This window comes from Streptomyces sp. NBC_00239, from assembly GCF_036194065.1.
GTDB lineage: Bacteria > Actinomycetota > Actinomycetes > Streptomycetales > Streptomycetaceae > Streptomyces.
Genome location: NZ_CP108095.1, coordinates 1,047,321 through 1,069,293, shown reverse-complemented (window position 1 = coordinate 1,069,293; position 21,973 = coordinate 1,047,321). Strand labels below are relative to the sequence as shown.

The 21,973-nt window shown below is 73.8% G+C and carries 22 protein-coding genes, 1 pseudogene and 1 riboswitch; of the genes and pseudogenes, 9 read left to right on the top strand and 14 right to left on the bottom strand.

Annotated features, from left to right (window positions below; all coding sequences use genetic code 11):
* The first annotated feature begins 34 nt into the window (after positions 1–34).
* Positions 35–1,120, top strand: coding sequence for an S-(hydroxymethyl)mycothiol dehydrogenase (locus tag OG764_RS04770; protein ID WP_328967114.1), 1,086 nt, complete (start codon positions 35–37; stop codon positions 1,118–1,120).
* Positions 1,121–1,284: 164 nt separating this feature from the next.
* Positions 1,285–1,881 carry a hypothetical protein gene (locus OG764_RS04765; RefSeq protein WP_328967113.1) on the top strand — a complete coding sequence of 199 codons (597 nt, stop codon included), beginning with the start codon at positions 1,285–1,287 and terminating at the stop codon, positions 1,879–1,881.
* A 76-nt stretch (positions 1,882–1,957) separates the two neighbouring features.
* On the opposite strand, the gene OG764_RS04760 is transcribed toward OG764_RS04765, so the two are convergent.
* The 3 genes and pseudogenes from OG764_RS04760 to OG764_RS04750 all read right to left on the bottom strand — a co-directional run bounded on the left by OG764_RS04760 (position 1,958) and on the right by OG764_RS04750 (position 5,702).
* Positions 1,958–2,491 (bottom strand): class I SAM-dependent methyltransferase, encoded by a 534-nt coding sequence (locus OG764_RS04760; protein WP_328972879.1) that lies wholly within the window; start codon positions 2,489–2,491, stop codon positions 1,958–1,960.
* Positions 2,492–2,680: 189 nt separating this feature from the next.
* Positions 2,681–4,696 (bottom strand): annotated as a pseudogene (locus OG764_RS04755) (prolyl oligopeptidase family serine peptidase); the annotation flags it as partial.
* Positions 4,697–4,757: 61 nt separating this feature from the next.
* Positions 4,758–5,702 (bottom strand): universal stress protein, encoded by a 945-nt coding sequence (locus OG764_RS04750; protein WP_328967112.1) that lies wholly within the window; start codon positions 5,700–5,702, stop codon positions 4,758–4,760.
* Between the two features lie 129 nt (positions 5,703–5,831).
* On the opposite strand from OG764_RS04750, the gene OG764_RS41680 reads away from it, so the two are divergent.
* A complete protein-coding gene (locus OG764_RS41680; protein WP_443055848.1) occupies positions 5,832–6,281 on the top strand; it encodes a hypothetical protein in 450 nt (149 codons plus the stop codon).
* A gap of 34 nt (positions 6,282–6,315) precedes the next feature.
* On the opposite strand, the gene OG764_RS04740 is transcribed toward OG764_RS41680, so the two are convergent.
* From OG764_RS04740 to OG764_RS04730, 3 genes are all read right to left on the bottom strand, one after another.
* A complete protein-coding gene (locus OG764_RS04740) occupies positions 6,316–6,861 on the bottom strand; it encodes a flavoprotein (protein WP_328967111.1) in 546 nt (181 codons plus the stop codon).
* A gap of 100 nt (positions 6,862–6,961) precedes the next feature.
* Positions 6,962–8,146, bottom strand: coding sequence for an amino acid aminotransferase (locus OG764_RS04735; RefSeq protein WP_328967110.1), 1,185 nt, complete (start codon positions 8,144–8,146; stop codon positions 6,962–6,964).
* Positions 8,139–9,104 carry a DMT family transporter gene (locus OG764_RS04730; RefSeq protein WP_328967109.1) on the bottom strand — a complete coding sequence of 322 codons (966 nt, stop codon included), beginning with the start codon at positions 9,102–9,104 and terminating at the stop codon, positions 8,139–8,141. The genes OG764_RS04735 and OG764_RS04730 overlap by 8 nt, the downstream gene beginning before the upstream one ends.
* A 170-nt stretch (positions 9,105–9,274) precedes the next feature.
* Between OG764_RS04730 and OG764_RS04725 the strand changes: the two genes are divergently transcribed.
* On the top strand, positions 9,275–9,745 hold the full coding sequence (locus OG764_RS04725; RefSeq protein WP_328967108.1) for an Lrp/AsnC family transcriptional regulator: 471 nt from the start codon (positions 9,275–9,277) through the stop codon (positions 9,743–9,745).
* 214 nt (positions 9,746–9,959) lie between these two features.
* On the opposite strand, the gene OG764_RS04720 is transcribed toward OG764_RS04725, so the two are convergent.
* The gene (locus OG764_RS04720) at positions 9,960–11,624 is read right to left on the bottom strand and encodes an FAD-binding oxidoreductase (RefSeq protein WP_328967107.1); all 1,665 of its coding nucleotides are present in this window, start codon (positions 11,622–11,624) and stop codon (positions 9,960–9,962) included.
* Between the two features lie 500 nt (positions 11,625–12,124).
* On the opposite strand from OG764_RS04720, the gene OG764_RS04715 reads away from it, so the two are divergent.
* Positions 12,125–12,643 (top strand): TerD family protein, encoded by a 519-nt coding sequence (locus OG764_RS04715; protein ID WP_328967106.1) that lies wholly within the window; start codon positions 12,125–12,127, stop codon positions 12,641–12,643.
* Between the two features lie 104 nt (positions 12,644–12,747).
* Positions 12,748–13,080 carry a DUF6968 family protein gene (locus OG764_RS04710; RefSeq protein WP_328967105.1) on the top strand — a complete coding sequence of 111 codons (333 nt, stop codon included), beginning with the start codon at positions 12,748–12,750 and terminating at the stop codon, positions 13,078–13,080.
* A gap of 141 nt (positions 13,081–13,221) precedes the next feature.
* Here OG764_RS04710 and OG764_RS04705 read toward each other — a convergent pair whose 3' ends face one another.
* Positions 13,222–14,001 (bottom strand): crotonase/enoyl-CoA hydratase family protein, encoded by a 780-nt coding sequence (locus tag OG764_RS04705; protein WP_328967104.1) that lies wholly within the window; start codon positions 13,999–14,001, stop codon positions 13,222–13,224.
* A 367-nt stretch (positions 14,002–14,368) separates the two neighbouring features.
* Positions 14,369–14,530: riboswitch (cyclic di-AMP (ydaO/yuaA leader) on the top strand.
* A gap of 2 nt (positions 14,531–14,532) precedes the next feature.
* On the opposite strand from OG764_RS04705, the gene OG764_RS04700 reads away from it, so the two are divergent.
* Positions 14,533–15,339: a LysM peptidoglycan-binding domain-containing protein gene (locus OG764_RS04700; protein ID WP_328967103.1), complete on the top strand. Its 807-nt coding sequence runs from the start codon at positions 14,533–14,535 to the stop codon at positions 15,337–15,339.
* A gap of 56 nt (positions 15,340–15,395) precedes the next feature.
* On the opposite strand, the gene OG764_RS04695 is transcribed toward OG764_RS04700, so the two are convergent.
* The 4 genes from OG764_RS04695 to OG764_RS04680 all read right to left on the bottom strand — a co-directional run bounded on the left by OG764_RS04695 (position 15,396) and on the right by OG764_RS04680 (position 18,906).
* Positions 15,396–15,839 carry a hypothetical protein gene (locus tag OG764_RS04695; protein WP_328967102.1) on the bottom strand — a complete coding sequence of 148 codons (444 nt, stop codon included), beginning with the start codon at positions 15,837–15,839 and terminating at the stop codon, positions 15,396–15,398.
* 208 nt (positions 15,840–16,047) lie between these two features.
* On the bottom strand, positions 16,048–16,584 hold the full coding sequence (locus tag OG764_RS04690; RefSeq protein WP_328967101.1) for a cupin domain-containing protein: 537 nt from the start codon (positions 16,582–16,584) through the stop codon (positions 16,048–16,050).
* A complete protein-coding gene (locus tag OG764_RS04685; RefSeq protein ID WP_328967100.1) occupies positions 16,581–17,816 on the bottom strand; it encodes a cytochrome P450 in 1,236 nt (411 codons plus the stop codon). Before OG764_RS04685 ends, OG764_RS04690 begins: the two co-directional genes overlap by 4 nt.
* The gene (locus tag OG764_RS04680) at positions 17,806–18,906 is read right to left on the bottom strand and encodes a type III polyketide synthase (protein WP_328967099.1); all 1,101 of its coding nucleotides are present in this window, start codon (positions 18,904–18,906) and stop codon (positions 17,806–17,808) included. Before OG764_RS04680 ends, OG764_RS04685 begins: the two co-directional genes overlap by 11 nt.
* Before the next feature lie 219 nt (positions 18,907–19,125).
* Between OG764_RS04680 and OG764_RS04675 the strand changes: the two genes are divergently transcribed.
* The gene (locus OG764_RS04675; protein WP_328967098.1) at positions 19,126–20,388 is read left to right on the top strand and encodes a cytochrome P450; all 1,263 of its coding nucleotides are present in this window, start codon (positions 19,126–19,128) and stop codon (positions 20,386–20,388) included.
* The gene (locus OG764_RS04670) at positions 20,385–20,603 is read left to right on the top strand and encodes an acyl-CoA carboxylase subunit epsilon (RefSeq protein WP_328967097.1); all 219 of its coding nucleotides are present in this window, start codon (positions 20,385–20,387) and stop codon (positions 20,601–20,603) included. Before OG764_RS04675 ends, OG764_RS04670 begins: the two co-directional genes overlap by 4 nt.
* A gap of 171 nt (positions 20,604–20,774) precedes the next feature.
* On the opposite strand, the gene OG764_RS04665 is transcribed toward OG764_RS04670, so the two are convergent.
* On the bottom strand, positions 20,775–21,563 hold the full coding sequence (locus tag OG764_RS04665; protein ID WP_328967096.1) for a hypothetical protein: 789 nt from the start codon (positions 21,561–21,563) through the stop codon (positions 20,775–20,777).
* Between the two features lie 104 nt (positions 21,564–21,667).
* Positions 21,668–21,904: a chaplin gene (locus OG764_RS04660; RefSeq protein ID WP_328967095.1), complete on the bottom strand. Its 237-nt coding sequence runs from the start codon at positions 21,902–21,904 to the stop codon at positions 21,668–21,670.
* Positions 21,905–21,973 lie beyond the last annotated feature (69 nt).

Genomic DNA, 21,973 nt, shown 5'->3' with positions numbered 1-21,973 from the left:
ATCCCCTGGTATGAGCTGACAAAGGTGGTTGACTGTGACGCATCACGTACGCGGTGTCATCGCGCGCGCCAAGGGCGCGCCCGTGGAGCTGGCCACCATCCTGGTGCCGGACCCGGGCCCCGGTGAGGCGCTCGTGCGCGTGCAGGCCTGCGGGGTGTGCCACACCGACCTGCACTACCGCGAGGGCGGCATCAACGACGAGTTCCCGTTCCTCCTCGGGCACGAGGCGGCGGGCGTGGTCGAGGCCGTCGGCGACGACGTCACCTCGGTGGCGCCCGGCGACTTCGTCGTCCTCAACTGGCGTGCGGTGTGCGGCGACTGCCGGGCCTGCCGGCGCGGCCGCCCCTGGTACTGCTTCGCCACGCACAACGCGACCCAGCCGATGACGTTGGAGGACGGCACCCCGCTCGCCCCCGCCCTCGGCATCGGGGCCTTCGCCGAGAAGACGCTGGTCGCGGCCGGGCAGTGCACCAAGGTGGACCCGGCGGCCGCCCCCGCCGCCGCGGGCCTGCTCGGCTGCGGAGTGATGGCCGGGCTCGGCGCGGCCATCAACACCGGCGGGGTGGGACGCGGCGACTCGGTCGCCGTCATCGGCTGCGGCGGCGTGGGCAACGCGGCCGTCGCGGGCGCCCGGCTGGCCGGCGCGGCGAAGATCATCGCGGTGGACCTCGACGACCGCAAGCTCGAACTCGCCCGCGGCCTGGGCGCCACCCACACCGTCAACGGCCGCACCGAGGACGTGGTCAAGGCGGTCCAGGCGCTCACCGGCGGCTTCGGCGCGGACGTCGTCATCGACGCCGTCGGGCGCCCCGAGACCTACCAGCAGGCCTTCTACGCCCGCGACCTGGCGGGCACGGTCGTCCTGGTGGGCGTCCCCACGCCCGAGATGAAGCTGGAACTGCCGCTCCTCGACGTCTTCGGCCGCGGCGGCTCCCTGAAGTCCAGCTGGTACGGGGACTGCCTGCCCGAGCGGGACTTCCCCGTCCTGATCGACCTCTACCTCCAGGGACGCCTCGACCTGGACGCCTTCGTCTCCGAGACCATCCCGCTGGACGGGGTGGAGGCGGCCTTCGCCCGGATGGAGCGCGGCGAGGTGCTCCGCTCCGTCGTGGAGTTCTGAGCCGGCCGCCACTGCCCCTGTCCCTGCCCCTGCCGCCGGCAGCGGTCCGATCCCGCTGACCCCCCCGGACGGAGGCATTCCGGTCAGGACATAGGATCATCCGGACCAATCCGCCCGTGGGTCGACCGCCCACGGGCCTTTTCCTGCACGGGGGTACTTTTTTCATGCAGCTTCTCCACCGCGCCGCGGCCGTGGTGACGGCGGCCGCCGTCGCGCCGGCCCTGTTCCTGGCCACCCCGGCGGCGGCCGCGCAGGGCGCGCAGTACACGCAGGGCCCGCGGTCCCCGCAGAACGCGCCGGCAGCGAAGACGGCCGAACCGGACCCGGCCAAGGCCACGATCCGGCTCCAGGTCAAGGGACTGCCGACCGAGATCGCCGCCGACGGCGCCTGGCACCGCTTCAAGCTCGTCCTCGACAACCGCAAGGGCGCCGTCGACATCGAGAAGGTCAAGCGCTCCGCGCTGATCGCGTTCCACGAGAACCGCACGGCCACCGGCTTCGACATGCAGTACCGCGAGGGCGGGGCCTGGAAGCGCTGGGACGTCCGCAAGCTGCGCGGCTGGGCCACCGGCCCCATCGGTTACCAGAAGGTGGCCGCCGGCAGCGTCACCACCGTCCCGATGCGGATCCGCTTCAAGGCCGACGCCATCCTCGGCGGGGCCTTCCTGATCGTGCACGCCGGGACCGACAAGGAGCAGAAGGCCTACTCGATCGGATCGGGCCACCGCTTCCGGATCGTTCCGGCGGCCCCGCGTCCCTGACCGGCCGCCACCGCACCGGGTCCCGGGGAGGGGCGGCCCACGACGGCCGTCCCTCCCCGGCTCCGCGCCACGATGCTCAACCGGCCTCGGGCCGCCGGGCGTAGCAGAACAGGTGGTCCTCCGGGCCGGCGACCGCGCTCTCCGGGACGAAGGTGGAAGTGGAGCTGTGCAGCACCTCCAGGCCGTTCGCGGCCAGCCGCCGCAGGTACTCCTCCGTGGAGTAGCTGGACACCGACACCCGGCGGCCCATCCACTCCACCTCCTGGTCCTCCACGTCGGCGGGCACGGTGGCCATGACGAACAGCCCGCCCGGCGCCAGCCACGAGGCGAACGCGGCGAGCGCCGCGTCGATGTCCGCCCGCGACATCAGCAGCAGCGGGAAGAAGGCGCACACCGCGTCGAAACTCCCCGCCGGCGGCGCGAACTCCCGTACGTCGCACTGCTCGAAGCGGGCCCCCGGCACCTGTGAACGGGCCAGGTCGACCATCGTCGACGACACGTCGATGCCGGTCACCTCGCAGCCCGCGCGCACCAGCACCTCGGCCACCGGCCGCCCGGTGCCGCTCCCCACGTCCAGGACCCGCGCCCCCGGCGCCAGCCGCGCCGTCATCCACTCCAGGGCTTCCAACTGCCCCGGCAGCCCCGCGAAGGCCTCCTCGTAGGCGGCGCCGATCCCGTCGAACAGTTCGGCCGCCGTACCGGCACGCTCCGCGCCGCCCGTCCCGCTGCCGCCCGTCCCACCGGTGTCCGCGCCGCCGGTGTCCTCGGCGTCGTCCGTGTCGCTCATGTCCGTCCCTTTGGTCAGGTGGTGCCTGAGGAAGGTGTGTACGAGGGCCTGGTGGAAGGCGATCTGCTCGTGGTCCGCGGCGCCGCTGTGGCCGCCGCCCGTCTGCTCGTGGAAGTACACCCGGTGGCCCAGCTCGCGCAGCCGCGCCGCCGCCTTGCGCGCGTGCCCCGGATGCACCCGGTCGTCCCGCGTCGACGTGGTGAGCAGCACCGGCGGGTAGCGCGGTCCGGCCCGCAGCCGGTGGTACGGGGAGATGTCCGCCAGGTGCGGGCGGTCGGCCGGGTCGTCGGGGTCGCCGTACTCGGCCACCCAGCTCGCCCCGGCCAGCAGCCGGTGGAAGCGGAGCATGTCCAGCAGCGGCACGTTCGCGACGACCGCCCCGAACAGGTGCGGGTACCGGGTGAGCATCGCGCCCATCAGCAGCCCGCCGTTGCTGCCGCCCTCGATGCCCAGCCGGTCCGCGGTGGTCACGCCCCGCCGGACCAGGTCCTCGGCCACCGCGGCGAAGTCCTCGAAGGACCGGACCCGGTCGGCTCCCAGCGCGCTGCGGTGCCAGCGCGGCCCGTACTCGCCGCCGCCGCGGATGTTGGCCACCACGTACGTGCCGCCCCGCGCGAGCCAGGCCCGCCCGCGGAGCGCGCTGTAGTACGGCGTCAGCGAGGTCTCGAAACCGCCGTATCCGGTCAGCAGTGCCGGCCCGGGTCCGGTGCCGGAACCGTCGGACCCGGCCGGGCCGATCACGAAGTACGGGACGCGCGTGCCGTCCGCCGACACCGCGAACCGGCGGCGCACCGACAGCCCGGCCGTGTCGAACCGGGCCACGGCCCGCCCCACCACCTCGCTGCCCCGCCCGATCTCCCCGCGGTAGAGGGTGGCGGGCTGCAGGTAGCCGGTGACGTCGAGGAAGTACTCGTCGCCGGTGTCCGGGTCGGTGTCGACGACCGTCGCGGACGCGAGCGGCGGCAGGTCCGCGTGCGTCTCGCGGGCCCAGTCGCCGGCGGGGGCCGGGGTGAGGACCTCCAGCCGGGCGGCGACGTCGTCGAGGATCTCCAGGATCAGGTGGTTGCGGGTCCACGCGTACCCGACGAGCGCGGTGTGCGCGTCCGGTGCGAACAGCACCACGGCCTCGCGGCCGCCGGCCGTGAACGCGTCGTACCGGAACGCCAGCAGAGTGCCCTCGGGATGCCCCAGCCACGGGGACTTGGGGGTGACGAGCAGCCAGGAGCGGTGGACGCACACCTCCGCGTCCTGCGGCACGTCGATCGCGAGCAGCCGGCCGTCCGGCGCGATCTCGAACAGCTCGCTGTGCCAGAAGTCGCGCTGCCGCAGCACGAACTCGCGCTCGAAGCCCTCGGTGTGGTCGCGCCAGGCCACGGTCGACAGGTCCGACGCGGCCACCTCGTGCACGAGCTCCGCCTCGCCGAGCGCCGTACCCCTGCGCCAGCGGCGGACCGTGCGCGGGTACCCGGAGGCGGTGAGCGACCCCGGTCCGGTGTCGGTCCCCACGAACACGTGGTCCCGGTCGATCCAGGCGACCGAGGTCTTGGCCTCCGGCAGCCGGAAGCCGTCCGCGGGGAAGGAACGGGTCGCGAGGTCGAACTCGCGCACCACGACGGCGTCCGCGCCGTCCCGCGACAGCGTCAGCAGCGCGTGCCGGAACTCCGGGTACAGCACCTGGGCGCCCGCCCAGACCCACGGCTCGCCCTCCGCCTCGGCCAGCGCGTCGACGTCGAGCAGCACGTCCCATACGGGCTCGGCCGTGCGGTACTCCTCCAGCGTGGTGCGCCGCCACACCCCCCGCACGTGCTCCGCGTCCTGCCAGAAGCTGTAGAGGAACGGACCGAGCCGGCACGGGTAGACGATCCGGTCGCGGGCGTCGAGGACCTCCCGCAACTCGGCCTGCAGACGCGCGAAACCGGGATCCGAGGCCACCTGGTCCACGGTCTCCGCGGTGCGCTCCCGCACCCAGGCGAGGGCTGCTTCGCCGGTGACGTCTTCCAGCCACAGATAGGGATCTTCGTCGATCACCCCACGATTGTGCCGTCCCGCGCGGGGCGGCGCAGGCCTTCGCGCACGCGGCCGCCGCGTGTCAGGCGGACTTCCCGGCCGGGACCACCGCCACCGGGCACCGCGCGTGCAGCAGCGACGCGTTGGCGACCGAGCCCATCAGCAGGGACTCGGTGTGGCGGCGGGTCCGGTGCCGGCCGACCACGAGCAGCGCGGCGGTCTCCGACTGGGCGACCAGCTGGCCCGCCGCGTCCCCGGGCCCGACGACGCTGTCCACGGCCACCCGCGCGTACGCGCCGGTCGTGAACGGCTCCAGCCGCTCGTGCTGGGCCCGCTCGATCTCCCGGATGAACGGAGCGGGATCCTCCGGCGGGAAGCCGGTGACGGGAGCGCCGGCCATGGGCGCGCCGAACAGCGGCAGCGCCGCGACCGGATCGAGGGAGGCCGTCAGCGCGGTCAGGCGCAGCCCGTGCTCGGCGGCGTACCGGAACGCGAACTCCACCGTCTCGTCCGAGGTCTCGGCGGGGTTCAGGCCCAGCAGTACGCGTGCGTCCGGCGCGTCGGCCGCGACGTTCGCGGCGCGCGCGGCGTGCGGCACCACCACGACCGGGCAGACGGCCTGGGAGGTGCACGCGCGGCTGACCGAGCCGAGCAGCAGGCTCGCGAAACCGCCGCGGCCGCGCGACCCGAGGACCAGCGTCCGCGCCTGCTCCGCCTTCGCGTTGAGCGCGTCGGCCACCGCCCCCCGCAGGGCCTCGTACCGTACGGCCGGCAGTTCCCCGCGGCCCTCCAGCGAGTGCCGTACGAGCTCCGCGACCGGGTCGGCGGCGTCCTCGGCGGGCTCCCCGAGCACGGCGGTGCGGCGGGCCTGCCAGATCTGCGCGTGATCGGGCAGCACGTGCGCGACGACCACCTCGGCGTCGGCCGCGCGGCCCGCGGCGAGTGCCCAGTCCAGCGCCGCGAGGCTGTGCTCGGAGCCGTCCACGGCGACGACGATCGGACCCTGAGGAGTGCCTTCTGTGATCATCTGTCCAGGATTGCACCCGGGCCCGCGCGTCGCACGAGGGCGTGCCGTCGGCCACCGGGCCCCCGCCCGGAAGGCCGCCGCGCGGGCAAAGCCGCCTCCCGGGCGGACCTCCTCTGGCACGATGGGCCCATGACCGAATCGAACGCGAGCGACCCGAATGCGAGCGACCCGGACGGGACCGAGGCGGACGCGGCCGAGGCGAACGCGAGCGGATCGAGCGTGTCCGGACGGAGCGCGTCGGAGAAGCCGTGCGGCGACCCCGGCGGATCGTTCCTCTCGCTCTGGTCGAAGGACTCCATCCTGTCCGTCGGGTCAGTGGGCTCGGTGCTCTCCATCGGATCCGTCGGGTCGGTCCTGTCCGTCGGCTCGGTCGGCAGCGTGCTGTCGGCCGCCTCGATCGGCTCCTCGCTGTCCGCCGTCTCGGCCGGCTCCTGGCTGAGCGTGGGCTCCCTGCTGTCCGCGCAGTCCCGCTGGTCGGTGCTGTCCTGGCGCTCGCGCGGCGGATTCCTGGCGGCCGGCGCCGTCACCGCGAGCGTGGCCGTGAGCCTCCTGACCCGCGGCCGCGGCGCCCGCTCCTGAGCCCCGGGCCGACGCCGGCGTCCGCCGCGGCCGTTCACATGGCCGCGGTCACCGCCTCGTCGACGGCGTTCAGTGCGAGGGTCCACGGGAAGCCGTCCGGCAGGCCGGTGCCCGGCTCGGAGGGCCGGAAGCCCTCCTCGCCGTACAGCACGCGGACCCCGGCCGTGCGCAGCGTCGCGATGCTCCGCTCGAACTGCGGGTGCGCGACGTACGCCGTGTTCACGCACGGCATCGTCACCAGCGGGATGCCCTTGCCGATGCCCTCGGCGACCACGCCCACCACGTACCGGTCGGTGAGCCCGAGCGCCCACGCGTTCACGGTGTTGAAGGTGGCGGGGGCCAGTAGGACCGCGTCCGGCTCGGGCCACGGGCTCGGGTCCGCGGGGTGCCGGTACGCCCAGCGCACCGGGTGCCCGGTGAGGGCGGCCAGTCCGTCGAGGCTCTCGGCCAGCCACCCGGCAGCCGTCGGCGTCAGCCCGAGGCACACGTCCCAGCCGCGCGCCTGCGCGTCCTCGATCACCCGGGCCACGTCGAACACGGGCGGGGCGGCGGAGCAGAACAGGTAGAGCGTCCTCGTCATGCACCCATCCGATCACACCGGCTCCGGCCGGCGGTGAGGGGGGCCGCAATCAAGATCGTCCCGACTGCGGCAGAACCGTGCCCCGGGAGCGCGCGGCCCCTCAGCGCTCCAGTACCGCGGCCACCGACCGCGCCAGGTACGGGATCCGGTGCGCCGGGATGCCCGCGATGTTGATGCGGCCCGAGCCGGTGCCGTAGACCGCGTACTCGGTGCGCAGCCGGGCCATCTGCTCCGGGCCGAGCGGCAGCATGGAGAACATGCCCTTCTGGCGTGCCAGCACCCGCGCCGGCCCGTCGTGCCCCAGGTTGCCCAGATGGGCCGTCAGGTCGGTGCGGTTGGCGGTGATCCGGCCCCGCATGACCTCCAGCTCGGCCCGCCACGCGGTGCGCAGCCCGGCGTCCTCCAGGACGGTCGCGACCACCGCCGCCCCGTGCTCGGGCGGCATCGAGTACAGGGTCCGCGCCGCGTTCTGCAGCGCCGTCTCCACGTGCCGCAGCGCCCGCGCCGAGGAGCCGAGCACCACCGCGCAGCCCGTACGGTCGCTGTAGAGCCCGAAGTTCTTCGAACAGCTGATGGCGACGAGCACCTCGGGAAGACGGGCGGCCAGCATCCGGGTGGGCGCCAGATCGGCCTCCAGACCGTCGCCGAGGCCGTGGTACGCCAGGTCCACGAGCGGCACCCAGCCGGCCAGTTCGGCCAGCGCGGCCACGTCCTCCCAGGCCTGTGCCGACGGGTCGACCCCGGACGGGTTGTGGCAGCAGCCCTGGAGCAGGACCACGTCGTCGCGCTGCGCCGCGGACAGGTCGCGCAGCATGCCCTCCCGGTCGAAGTGCCCGGCCGCGTCGACCCAGCCGTACGTGCGCACCGTCAGCCCGGCGGCCTCCATGATCGGCCGGTGGTTGACGTACGCCGGGTCGCTGATCCACACGGTGGTGCCGGGGCGGGTGCGGCAGATCAGGTCGGCCAGCAGCCGCAGCGCGCCGGTGCCCGCGACGGTCTGGACGGCGGTGGCCCGCGCGGTGAGTTCGGCGGAGCCGAGCACGGTCGCGAGCATGGCGCGGTTGAAGGCGGTGTTCCCGGACAGGCCGCGGTACTCCTTCGACTCCGAGCGCTCCGCGAGCCGGGCCTCGGCCTCGCGGACGGCGCCCATCACCGGCGTCGTGCCGGTGTGGTCGCGGTAGACGCCGAGCACGAGGTTCAGGCGTTCGGGGCGCGGGTCGGCGCCGAACTCGGCGGCCAGCTCCCACAGCGGGTCGGCGGGCGGGGGCGGCAGCAGCTCAAGCATCGGTGGGGACCTCGGTTCGGGGGCGTCGGTTGGCCAGCGCGACGCCGGCGGTGATGAGGGGGACGCCGATCAGGACGGCGGCGGTCGGCGATTCGCCGAGCAGCGGGACGGCGAGCAGCACGACGAGGACCGGGCTGAGGCTGCCGACCACGGAGCTGCGCTCCGCGCCCACCCGCCGGATGGCGAAGGCGTACAGCAGGCCGGCGCACAGGCCGACGCCGAGCCCCTGCACCACCAGGAACAGCAGGACGTCGCCGCCGGCGGCGTGCGCGAAGCCGGTGGGCAGCACGCCGGTCAGGGCCAGCAGGCCGATGACGGCGAAGGAGGGCAGGCAGAGCAGGCCGATCGACCCCACGGGGTCGAGCTCGACCTCCCGCAGCCCGATCGTGTACAGCGCCCAGAGTCCGCTGGCGACGAGGAGCAGGCCGGAGCCCGCGAGCACCGAGCCGTCCACGGGTACGACGTACCGCCAGACGAGCGCGACGACGCCGGCCGCGATCAGGGCGAGCCCGGCCGCCTGCGTGCCCTTGGGCAGTCCGCGGCCGTTCGCGGCCATCAGGGCGGAGACGAACAGCGGGACCATGCCGGGCACCAGCGAGCCGACGAAGGCCGCGGAGGTGAGGGAGCCGCCCTGCATCGCGGCCAGGAAGAACGGCACTCCGGCGCCGCAGGCGACCTTGAGGGCGGCGGCCGGCCGGACCGCGGCGATCAGCCGACGGCGCCGCCACAGCGCGGGTGCCAGCACGAGCAGCGGTACGCCGTACCGGAGCAGGGCCGCGCCGGCGGGTTCGAGGGTCGAGGAGCTCAGTGCGCGGGCGCTCAGCGCGAACGCCGCCCAGATCGCGACGGTGAGCAGGAGCGCCACCATCCCCACTGCCTGCGGGGAGATCCCGCGGCCTGCCCCCCGGACCGCGGCCGCCCGCGCGTCCCCTCTGTCGGTGGTAGCGATCGTGACCAACGAGCATCCTCCCGTAGCGGAACCGGGCGATCTGCCCACCCCGCAACGCTAGGTCTTTTCCGAGGGCAGCCGATTGCTACTTCTGCCTCTCAGGCCTACCGTGAGGGCAGAATCTGCCAATAATCGGATGAGAAACGGCCGCTGCTGGCCGAACCGGGAAACGAGGGGCCGTGGACGCCGTCGACCTGCACATCATCCGGGAGCTGCAGACGGACGGCCGGCTCTCCAACCAGGACCTCGCCGACCGCGTCCAGCTCTCCCCGTCACCGTGCCTGCGCCGGGTGCGCCGGATGGAGGAGTCCGGGCTGATCCGCGGCTACACGGCGATGGTCGACCAGTCCGCCTTCGGGCTGCCGATCACCGTCTTCGTACGGGTCCGGCTGGAACGGCACACGGGCGAGGCGGTCCGGCTCTTCGAGGAGCACGTGGGCCTCATCGAGCACATCCAGGACTGCTACCTGATGGCGGGCAGCAGCGACTACCTGCTGCGGATCGTGATCGAGAGCCTCGAAGCGTACGAGGCCCTGGTCCGCACCCGCATCCACGCCATTCCCGGCATCGCCTCGATCGAGTCGAGCTTCGCCTTCGGCAGCGTCAAGCAGACCCGCACGTACCCGCGGCCCGCAACGCTGCGCACCTGAGTCCGACGGGCACCTCCGGCCTCGCCGGCGCTTGGCGGGGCCTCGGGCGGGGCCCGCTCCGGCCTCGCCGGTGGCCTGGGGCGCAACACCCGGACTCGCCGGTGCGCAGGGCGCAACCTCCAGCCCCGCCGGCGTTCGAGGCGCGGGGTTCGGCGCGGAGCCCCAACAGCAACCCGGCTCCGCCCGGACCCGCCGCGGGGGAGGGCGCGGGCCGTCAGAGGGGGCGTACGCCCTGAGGGAAGCGGAACAGCTCCTCGGGGTCGTAGGCCCGCTTGACCTGCCGGAGCCGCGCCAGGTTGGTCCCGTAATAGGCGTCGGCCCAGGTCGAGAGCGCGGGATCCGCGTAGTTCTGGTAGGCCGAGCCCCCCGCCCACACGCGCAGGTCCGTCCAGAGCCGGTCCAGCCAGCCCCGCTGCCGGTCCACCTCCGCGCGCGACGCACCGGCAGGCCAGTAGGCCAGGTACTGGGCGAGGAAGGCGCTGTCCCGGTGGACGAAGGCCGTGTCCGCGGCCGGCACCCGGTTCACGGCCCCGCCGCACACCCCGTCGAACTGCACCACTCCCCGTCCCCCGCGCACGGCCGTCGACGCGTACCGGGCCACCCCGGCGAGCACCGCGTCGAGCGCCGCGCCGGGCAGCCCGCCCGCCGGCCAGAAGTCGGAGCGCGCCGCGTAGTCGTCGCGGCCGAGCCGCCCCTGCGGGTCCCGGCCCGGCAGCTCGCCGGGCAGACGGCACTGGGCGGGGGACAGGTCCAGGCAGCCGGACATCGCGCGCATCGTCTCGCCGTAGCCGCGCACCACCGTGAAGCTGTCCCGCGGCGGCGCCCCGGCGAGGTCGGCCAGCCGCGTCAGCCGGTTCTCCAGCTCCCGGAGGCCGTCCAGGCACACCACCCGCACCACAGGCCCGGGCGGTGCGCCGGACTCGATCGTGAACTCGGCCTGGCTCCAGAACGGATCGGGCAGCTCGGCCTGCCAGCGCTGCCAGGCCCGCAGCAGCGCGCCCGCGTCCCGCCAGCGCCAGTGCAGCTCGACGAACGCGCAGTCCGACACCGGGCGGGTGCGGAAGCGGAACTCGGTGACGACGCCGAAACTGCCGCCGCCGGCGCCGCGCAGCGCCCAGAAGAGGTCCGGGTCCTGCTGCGCGTCGGTGTCGCGGATCCGCCCGTCGGCGGTGACGATGCGCAGGCCGGTGAGGTGGTCGCTGGTGGTTCCGTACGCGCGGCTGGTGACGCCGAGGCCGCCGCCGAGGGCGAGCCCCGCGATGCCCACGCTCGGGCACAGTCCGGCCGGTACGGCCGCGCCGCGCGCGGCGAGTCCCGCGTGCAGGTCACCGAGGCGGAGCCCGGCGCCGAGCTGCGCGGTGCCGGTCCCCGTGCCCGTGCCCGTGCTGACCACCAGTCGGTCGAGGGCGCCGACGTCGACGACCAGGCCGGTGCCGGTGGACCAGCCGGCGTAGCTGTGGCCGCCGCCGCGGGGGACGACGGGGATGCCGCTGCGGCGGGCGAACGCGACACAGGTGGCCACGTCCCGGTCGTGGGCGGGGTAGGCGACGGCGGCCGGCGCGACGGCGTCGTAGCGGGGCTGGTACAGGAGGCGGGCCACCGGGTAGTCGGGGTCGCCGGGCCGGACGAGCCGGCCGTCGAGCCCGGCGGCCAGCGCGGCGAAGTCGGCATCGAGCGTGGGGTTGCGGGTGGTGCCACCCGAGCGCGCGGGCCGCCGCCCGGCGCGCGCCGCCCCGGTGCCCGGGGGCCGGGCCGCCCCGGCCCGGGAGGCCGTGGCTGCCGCCTCCACCGCCCCGAGGGCGGCGGCCGCTCCGGCCGCGCCGGTGATCCCGGCCGTGGCGGCCATGCCGCGGAGCAGGGTCCGCCGTCCGATCGTCATGCCCCCACTACTCGCACCCGCCGCGCCCGCCGCCCCGCAACCCGGCCCCGGCCTCCCGCCCCACCGACCCGATCGGCGCAGCCGACCTACCTCCGACCGCCGTCCTCCGTCGCACCGGTAGGAGGTAGGAAGTAGGAGAGCGGCGCGGAATTCAATCCCCCCGTGCGGGGGAGACGGTTCCCCATCACGGGAGATCCGGGCGGGGCGGGCCGCGGCCACGCGCCGGCTCGCGACCCGGCCGGGCTGCCGCTGGGCGGGTGACCGCCGACGGGCCGGGCTGCCGCTGGGCGGGTGACCGCCGACGGGCCGGGCGACCGTCGACCGGGGCGGGTGGCCCGGGTCCGCGGGGCAGCGCCCACCGCCCTCCCGCGGCGGGCGCGCACCGATCGTGGCCCGAGCGAAGTCGGCCCGAATGGCCGGGATCGTACGGACGGTGACGCCGGTGGTCGGGGCGCGTGGCAGCATGGGCGGGCAACGCGCCGTACGAGGAGGGGAGTTCCATGACCGGTGTCCGCAAGAGCCTGGCCAAGGTGGAGGTCGCGCTGAGATGGGACCCCAGCGCCTCCGGCACGCCGGCCCACGACCTCGACATCGTCGCCGCGGTGTTCGGCGCCGACGACCCGCACGGCGCCCCTGTCTACGTCGTGTACTTCGGCAACCGAGCCCCGGACGGGACCATCACCCTCCATCGGGACAGCCGTACCGGACAGGGCTTCGGTTACGACGAGTTGATGACGCTCGAACTCGACCGGATGTCCGACCGGCTGACGCGCGTCGTGGTGGGGGTGGTGATCCAGGGCGGCGCGAAGACCTTCGGGCAGATATCCGGCACCGGTATCCGGATCCGTGAGGGTGCTACCGACCTGGTGCAGGACGACCTGGCCGCCGTCGCGGACGCGACCGAAGCCACGCTCGCCGTGTTCACCCGGGACGCGTCCGGTGGCTGGTCCCTGGACCCGGCGCTGCGCGGCTTCACCTCCGGCCCCGAGGAGTTCACCCGGGTCATGGGAGCCGCCTGACGCCCGGGCCGCGCAGATCCGGATGCCCGGCGGCTCGCCGGGCATCCGCGCCGCCCCGTCTACGCTGCTGAGGTACAGAACGGGCAAAGGGTGAGGGAGTGGTCATGGTGGACAGGGAGTCCGGCGAGCTCGGCGAGCCGGTGGTGAGCCGGGCGCTGACCGCCGAGGCGGCGGACGGGACCTCCGTCCGGCTCAGCCTCGAACTCTGGCCGCCCCGGCCCGACCCCGACCCCGCAGGGGACTGGATCTGCCCGTGCCGGATCGCCGGCCTGGGCGAGGGGGCGGTCTGGGAGATCCACGGCATCGACGGCCTCCAGGCCGTCCAGCTGGCCCTGAAGGTCCTCCAGGGCCAGCTGGACGCCGCGGCCGAGGAGCGGGGCCTCACCTTCGGATGGCTCGGGGCGGAAGGCCTCACGGCCGACGAGATCTTCGCCTGACCCCGGCACGGTCTCCCGGGCTGACGTCGGTACCGTCTCCCGGCCCTGCCCGGGGGGTCACCGCCGGGCAGGGCCTCCGGGGCCGCCTGCGGGCGGCGCCGGGACTGCCCGCCCGCGGCCGCCCCTGCGTGGTGATCCCGGTCAGTCGGCGAAGGTGCCGTGGCGGCCCGCGCCGGAGGTGAAGCGGGCTGCTCCGGCCTCGGTCTCGCCGGCGGACAGGGGGACCAGGCCGTGCCGGTACTCGGCGTGCAGGGCCGCCGCCTCGTCGAGGCCGTGCTGTTCGCGGACGGACAGCCGGTCGTGCCGCAGGCACAGCTGCGGGAACGCGGCGATCTCGCGGGCCAGCCGCTCCGCCGCCGGCCGGGCCTCGCCCGGCGGCACCAGCCGGTTGACGAGTCCGAATTCGTACGCCTCGGCAGCCGGTACGGGCCGGCCGGTCAGGATCATGTCCATGGCGCGGCTCTCTCCGATCAGCCGGGGCAGGCGCACGGTGCCGCCGTCGATCAGCGGCACGCCCCAGCGGCGGCAGAAGACTCCGAGGACCGCATCCTGCTCGGCGACCCGCAGGTCGCACCACAGGGCCAGCTCCAGGCCGCCCGCCACGGCATGCCCGGAAATCGCGGCGATGACCGGCTTGCCCAACTCCATGCGGGTGGGGCCCATCGGGCCGTCCCCGTCGGCCGCCACCCGGTTGCCGCGTTCGCCGCCCACCGCCTTGAGGTCGGCGCCCGCACAGAACGTCCCGCCCTCGCCCCACAGCACGGCGACGGCGGCCTCCGGGTCGGCGTCGAACTCCCGGAAGGCCGCGGCGAGTGCGGCGGCCGTCGGCCCGTCGACGGCATTGCGCGCTTCGGGCCGGTGCAGGACCACCGTGAACACCGGGCCGTCGCGTTCGATCCGTACCGCATCGCTCGTGTCCACCGCGTGCCCCTTCGCTCCTCGGATGCCTCGGAATTCCCGGGGCACAGCATGTCCCACGCGGACGCGGACCGACAGGGCGGCAATGTCCGGATTGGAGGTTTTCGTATCGCCATATCCGCTCATGGGATATTCGGTGCGGAGGTCGTGATGTGAGTCACGCGCCGGACGTCGCGGGGCGGAGGCGCGGCCCGTCGAACCGTTGTCCTGGCCGGAAGTTGGGCGCCGTGCCGGAAGTGGCCGGATGATCCTTTCGATTTGGATCATTGTTTTCCATTTCCTCATGCAATTCGTGTCTTGTTCTGTCCGGCTCTTTTCCTTTAGCGTCACCGTCAATCCGGGTGGAACGCCGAATCCTGCCGCTGCCCGGGGATCGAACCCACCCACGCGCGACACGGCAGGAGCGGGGGACCCAGGTAAGCCGCCGGACCGTACTGCGGGCCGGCTCGGGGTGAAGTCGCACGTGCCGTGCGACCGGGCAGCTCCGGCCCGAACCCGACAGCTCACCCCGTAGGCGTGGGAGAGGAATTCACCATGCCTGGACCGGGCAAGCACCGCCGTCCGAAGAACAACCCGCTCACCCGCGGCTTCGTCGCCGCCGGCACGGGCGGCGCCGCACTCGCGCTCCCGCTGCTCGCCGCACCCGTGGCCGACGCGGCCCCGGCCGCGGCGCCGAATGCGGCGGTGCGCGCGGTGCATTCCGTCACCACCGCAAAGGCGGCTCCCGCCAAGGCGCCCGCCGCCGCGCCCACCACCTATTCCGTGGTCGCCGGCGACTCCCTTTCCGGGATCGCCCGTTCCCACGGGGTCAGCGGCGGCTGGAAGAAGCTGTACGAGGACAACCGGAGCGTCATCGGCGGGGATCCGGCGCTGATCCGGCCGGGCCTCAAGCTCACCCTCGGCGCGCCCAACCCGGCGAAGGCGAAGGCGAAGACGAAGCCGGCCGCAGACCGGGCCGCCGCGCCCGCCCGCGCCGACCGCTCGGCCCGTACGAGCGTCGCCCCGCAGGCGGTGAACTACCCCAACAACCTGGACGGTTGGATCCGGGAGTCGCTCGCCGTCATGGCCCGCCACGGCATCCCCGGTACGTACAACGGCATCTACCGCAACGTCATGCGCGAGTCCTCCGGCAACCCCCTCGCCATCAACGGCTGGGACTCCAACGCCGCCGCGGGCATCCCGTCGAAGGGGCTGCTCCAGGTCATCGACCCGACGTTCCGGGCGTACCACGTGCCGGGCACCTCGACCGACTCCTACGACCCGGTCGCCAACATCACCGCGGCGTGCAACTACGCGGCGGCCCGCTACGGCTCGATCGACAACGTCTTCGGCGCCTACTGACCCGGACGCGGCCCCGGCCGGCCGCCACGGATCGCCTCCCGATCGCCTCGGGACCGTCAGGCCCGGACCCCGATGCGGGTCCGGGCCCAGCGGGGTGTCCGGTCCGCTCCGGCCGCCAGGGCCGGTACGCAGCCCAGCAGGGTGAGGTACGCCCACCACTGCCACGCCGCGCCGTCGTGCGCGTGGGCGACGGCCGCCGGGACGAGCGGCAGGACCGGGACGGGCGCGAGGTGCCACAGGATCCGCGCGCCGGGCAGCCTGCGGGCCAGGGCCTCGCCGACGAGGGCCGTGGGAGTGGCGAACAGCACGGCCTGGAGCAGCCCCAGGACGGCACTGAGCAGTGGGAGCCAGAGGAGCGTGTACAGCCAGTCGCCGCGCTCGACCGGCAGCCCCTCGGTGACCAGGGACAGCGCCACCAGGGCCACGCCGATGACCGCGTACTGGGCCGTCGTCGCGTACCCCGCGACGCGGAAGGTCCGCCCGCCCGTCGTCTGCCGCACCGCACACCCCCGCCGCTCGCACCGGCGCCCACGGCCGATCATGGAATTGAACACGTTCAAGGATTCCGCACGATACACCCCGCCCGGGCCGCGGCGGCCGGACGGGGGGTGCCGGGAGTGAGGGAGGTGACGGGGGGTGACGGGGGGGCGGGGGTGAGGCGGGACCCGGGACCGGGACCGAGACCCGGGGCGGCGGGCGCCCGGGCGGTCAGGCCTCGTGGCGCAGCGGGGTGAGCTGCTCGATGTCGTACCGGTTCCGCAGGTCCGCGATCGCCGCCTCGTCCACCGGGCCCGGGCCCGCCAGGATGGCGAACAGCTCCTCGAAGTAGCGCTCGTGGTCGGGCGGCGGCGAGGACTGGAAGAACATCCTGGCCGGGTCCCCCGACCGGTTGGCGAACGCGTGCGGGCAGCCGGGCGGCACCACGATCACCGTGCCGGGCCCGGCGTGCACCGGCTTGCGCCCGGTCGGGGACCTCCAGTGGTGCCAGTCGTCGGAGGTGCGCACCCGGGGTTCGAACGCCAGCACCTCCAACTCGCCTTCGAGGACGTAGAACAGCTCCTCGCTGTGCGCGTGCACGTGGGCGCCGACGTCGAAACCGGGAGGCACGACGACCTCGAAGCTCGACGCCACCCGCGAGTGCTCGCCGGTCACCTTGAAGGTGACCTCCTGGGCCGGGGTGGTCAGCGTCCGACCGTGTCCGGCGGGCACCAGCAGGCCGTCGGGGGAGCGGGCGAAGACGGTCACCAGGCCACCGGCAATCCCTCGGGGCCGCGGATCAGAGCCCCCGGCCGCCACCGCAGCTCCGGCTCCGGCACGGCGAGGCGCAGTCCCGGGAAGCGGTCCAGCAGCGCGTCGACCATCAGCTCCGACTCCAGCCGGGCGAGCAGCCCGCCCAGGCAGTAGTGGGGCCCGTACCCGAACGCCACGTGGGGGTTGGGGGTGCGGTCCAGGACGATCTCCTCCGGATCGGGGAAGACCTCCGGATCGCGGTTGGCCGCGAGGTACGAGACGTAGACCGCCTCGCCCGCCCGGACCAGGTGGCCCGCGACCGTCACGTCCTCCGTCGCGATGCGGGACAGGCCGACCGCGCTGCGGTGCGGGATGTACCGCAGGAGTTCGTCGATCGCGGTCGGCCGCAGCTCCGGCGAGGCCCGCAGCCGCTCGGCCAGCTCGGGCCGGCTGAGCAGGATGTACGCCATGTTGCCGGTGTTGTTGGTGACGGCCTCGCCGCCGATCTGGATCAGCAGTGCCAGGCCCACCGCCTCGGCGGCGGTCACCTCCTCCCGGCCGACGGCGGTGGCGAGGAGTCCGACGATGTCCTCGCCGTCGCTGCCGCGCCGCTGCTCCAGCAGCTCGGCGAAGTAGCCGGTCATCTCGTCCTTGGCCCGCTCGCTGCGGCCGGCGCCGGCCGAGGACGACAGGATCAGCATCGTCCATTCGTGCATCCGCGGCCGGTCCGCCTCGGGCACGCCCATCAGCTCGCAGACCACCGCGAGCGGGAAGGGCGCCAGCATCCGGGCGGTCAGGTCGGCGGGCGGCCCGTCCCGCAGCATCCCGTCGACCAGCTCGTCGAGCATCTCCTTCGCCCGGGCGCGCAGCCGCTCCACGCCCTTGGTGGTGAAGGCGGGGGCGACGGCCCGCCGCAGCCGGGTGTGGTCGGGCGGGTCCTCGAAGCCCACGGCTCCTTCGACCGGGATGAAGTGCGGGGCCAGTCGGGTGACGTTGTGCGAGACGACGGCCTTGCGGCTGAAGCGCCGGTCGTTGGTCACCATGCGGACGTCCTCGTGCCGTGACACCATCCAGGCCCAGCCGTCGCCGTTGGGCAGCTGGATCCGGGTCACCGGTCCTTCGCGCATCAGTTCGGCCAGCACCGGGTCGAAGTCGACGCCGGTGAGGTCCTGGGCGGGCCAGAACCGGACCGGCGGCTGCCCGTCCGAGCCGGTACCGGTCCCCTTGTCGGCGGTCTCAGTCGACATGCAGGCTCTCCCGCTCCACGACCTCGGCGAGTTCGCGGTCCTCTTCCGAGGCCCAGGAGCCGAGGGTGATCTCCGCCGTGATGCCCGGCCCGAAGCCGGCCAGCATCCCGCGCGACGCGTCGGCCGCGCCGCCCTCCTCGAACAGCCTGCGCAGCGCGTCGAGCACCACCGCGCTCGCGATGTTGCCGTACTCGGTGAGCGTGGCGCGGCTGAAGCGGAACGCTTCCGGAGGCACTCCGAGGAAGGTGCTCAAGTCGTCGAGGATGCGGGGCCCGCCCGCGTGGATGATGTAGAAGTCCAGTTCGGCGGCGTCCCAGCCGTGCTGATGGGCGAGTTGCTGGAGAGCCGGAGCCAGCGGCTCCATGGTGCCCGGCACTCTCCGGTCCAGCTTGAAGTGGAATCCCGTGGAGCGGACGTCGTACGCGATCCAGTCCTCGGTGTCCGGCACCAGGTACGAGCCGTTGCGCTGGAGCTCGATGCCGGTGCCGCCGCGGCCCCGGACGACGGCCGCGGCCACACCGTCGCCGAACAGGCCGTTCGAGAGCAGGTTGCCCACTTCCAGGTCGCCCGGCTGGTAGCACAGCGAGCAGAACTCGCAGGCCACGATCAGGGCGTTGGCACCCGGATAGGCGGTGCAGAAGTCGTGCGCGCGGTTCACCGCGGCGCCGCCTGCGGCACATCCCAGCTGGGCGATGGGGACCTGCCGACAGTCCATCCGGAACCCCATGCGGTTGATCATCCACGCGGTCAGCGACGGCATCATGAAGCCCGTGCACGACACGTAGACGATCACGTCGATGTCGGCCGCGCGGAGCCCGGCGTGATCGAGTGCTTCCTGCACCACGGCCGGCACGCGGGCCTTCGCCTCGGCCTCGTAGACCGCGTTGCGGTACTCGAAACCGGGGTGTCTGAGGGTCTCCTCGATGGGCCGCACGATGTGCCGCTTCTCGACTCCCGTGTTCCGGATGAGCCGCAGCGCCAGTTCGAGCTGCGGGTGGTCCGCGTGTACGGATCGGGCGAGATCGAGCGTCTGATCCATGGTGATCACATGCTCGGGTACGGACACCGCTGGTCTGCACAGAGTAGCCATCGCGTGGGGTCTCCTTTCGCGTCCCGACAAAGCCTCACGGACGGCGGGACATTGTGCGCGCTGAGCAAGTCCACACGTGACCAGGGCCAATCCGGTGATCCGGGGGCTTGCCCGGGCCAGTCGACTGGCGAAAGGGAAGAGATTCCTCCACCGCGCCCTGCGGGGGTGAATCACCGTGTGTCACGAGAAGCGTGTCACGAGAACCCTGGGAGATCAGTCATGACATCCGACCCCGAGACGGTGGCCGGGCCGCAGTCCGCGGCGCAGCCGGGCGGCTGTCCGGAAGCGGACGGCAGCGTCCACTTCTGGAGTCTGGAGGACCTGGAAGCCCTGGACTTCGACCCGTTCCTGCACGACCGGCTGCGCGAGACCCGCGCCGCCCGCATCCGCCTGCCGTACGGCAAGGACGCCGCCTGGCTCATGAGCCGGTACGAGGACGTCAAGCAGGTCACCTCCGACCCGCGCTTCAGCCGCGAGGAGCTGGTCGGCCGCACCGTCACCAGCTCGTCCCCGCACGCCATCGCCTCGCTGAAGGCCTCCCTGAACTACGCCGACCCGCCCAGGCTGAACGTGATGCGCCGGGTCGTGGCCCGGGCCTTCACCGGCAAGAGCATGCTGCGGCTGCGGCCCACCGCCCAGCGGACCTGCGACGGCCTGCTGGACGGGATGGAGCGGCAGGGCGCCCCCGCCGACCTGGTCGAGCACCTGCACGGTCCGTTCCCCCTCGCCGTCGTCAGCGACCTGCTCGGCGTGCCCGACGGGATGCGCCGGGACATGACCTCCTGGGCGGACATGATCATGGCGCCCGGCGCGGCGCCCGCCCGCAGCTCAGGAGCGAAGACCACCGTCCGTGACTGCGTCGTGGACCTCCTCGCGCTGCGCCGCGAGGAACCGCAGGACGACCTGGGCGGAGTACTGGCAGCCGCCACCGAAGCCGGCGAGATCACCGCCGACGAAGCCGTCTCGCTCGCCACCGCGATCCTCGTGAGCGGCGCCCACGCGGTCCGCAACAACAGCGCCAACATGGTCTTCGCGCTCCTCACCCACCCGGCCCAGCTCGAACGCTTGCGCGCGGAGCCGGACATGATCCCGCAGGCCGTCGACGAGCTGCTGCGCTTCATCCCGCACCGCAGCGGTGTGGGCCTGCCCCGGGTGGCCATGCAGGACGTCGAAATGGGCGGGGTGCTCATCCGGGCGGGGGAAGCGGTCTACGCCTCGTACCTGGCGGCCAACCGGGATCCGGCGATGTTCGCCGACCCCGACACCCTCGACTTCGACCGCGGCCCCATCGCCCACATGTCGTTCGGCAACGGGCCGCACCACTGCGTCGGCTCGATGCTGGCCAGGATGGAGTCCGAGATCATCCTGGAGACGCTCCTCGCCCGCTATCCGCGGCTCGCCCTCGCGGTGCCGGCGGAGAACCTCGAATGGCAGACCGGAGCGCTGATCAGGGGCCCCCGGACGCTGCCGGTGACGTGGTGAGCGGCCGCCACGCGATCCGGGTCGAGGGTGGCGACCCGGACCACATAGAACTGGCGGCGCTCACCGCCGCTCTGTTCGTGCTGGCGGGCCGCAGGCGCACGCTGCACACGCGTCCTGCGGCCCCGCCGCACCGGCCCAGCTGGACGCGCAGCCGTCCCGGTCCGCCCCACCCGGCCCACTCCTGGCAGGTCCGGACCCACCGTCTGTTCGACTGACCCCGCGTGCCGCCCGGCCGGAAGGGGAGGTCGGCCGGGGACACGCGGCGCCGGTTCGTCAGCGGAGCCGGTCCTCAGGCGGAGGGGCCCGGACGGTGAGACCGGTCCGGAGGCGGAAACCGGAGACCGGAAACCGGGGACGCGGGCGGCCGCTCGGCCCGCCCGGCCCGCTCAGGGGCAGTTCGCGACCGCGCTGCGGATCCGCTCACCCGCGGAAGCGTGCTGGATCTTGCACTCGTCGGTGCCGGGGCCGCCGTCCACCTGGCCCCAGCCGGGCCCGATGACCAGCAGCGTGTCCCTCCTGCCGCGGATCTTGTCGTCGCCCGGGCCGCCCTGGATGATGCCCGAGGACTCGGAGCCGACCGACTTCGGCTCGATGGTGTCGTTCTCGCTGCCGCCGATGACCCGGCCGCCGAGGTCGACGTTCCCGGTGCGGATCAGGTCGTCGCCGTCGTTGCCGAAGACCTGGCCGCCGCCCCGCTGGTACTGGCCCGGGGTGCCCATCACGCTGCCCGTGGTGATCGTGTCGTTCCCGTGGTCGCCGTGGACCGCGGCGCCGTGCTCCGCGGTGCCCGCGACCAGCGCGGTGATGATCGTGTCGTCGCCGAAACCACCGCGGACGACGGCGTTCCCGTTCCGCGGGAAGAGGTTGTTCACCTGGATGGTGTCGTCGCCGTCGCCGCCGAGCACCGAGGCGTCGACGACCAGGCCCTTGACGCGGATGTTGTCCTTGCCGGCCCCGCCCCAGACGACGGCGTTCTCGACGTCGCCCTCGCACACGATGGTGTCGGGGCCCGGGGTGCCCTGCACCATCCGTCCCGGCGGCGCCTCCACGCCGTTGACGGTGCACCAGTGGGCGGGCAGGTCCGCGGCGTGCGCGGGAGCGGCGCAGAACAGACCCGCCGCGACGATCGAAGTGGCCAGGACGTGGGTGGCTGCGCGGAGGGGCGCGGGTGGCATGGGGGCTCCCGGAGGGTTGGGGTGCGGAGCGCGGGAACGGCGCCGCACGGATGCGGTGCGCGGGTGCGGCGGCCCCGGGAGGTCCGTCCCGGGGCCGCCGACCGTCAGTTGTTGATGCAGACGTTGCCGGCGGTCGGGTTCAGCGCGCCGATGAGGTTCAACGAGTTGCCGCAGATGTTGATCGGAATGTGCACGGGGATCTGGACGACATTGCCGGACAGAATGCCCGGCGAGCCGATCGCGATGCCCTCGGCGTGCGCGTCGGCGACGGCGGTGCCGGTGGCGCCGATGACGCCGGCGGCGGCGAGGGCCAGGGCGGCGATGGTGGTACGGATGCGCATGTTCAACTCCCGAGTGGAGGGGATGGACAGCGACGATCAAACCCCGGCGGTGCGGCGGGGCCCGGGATT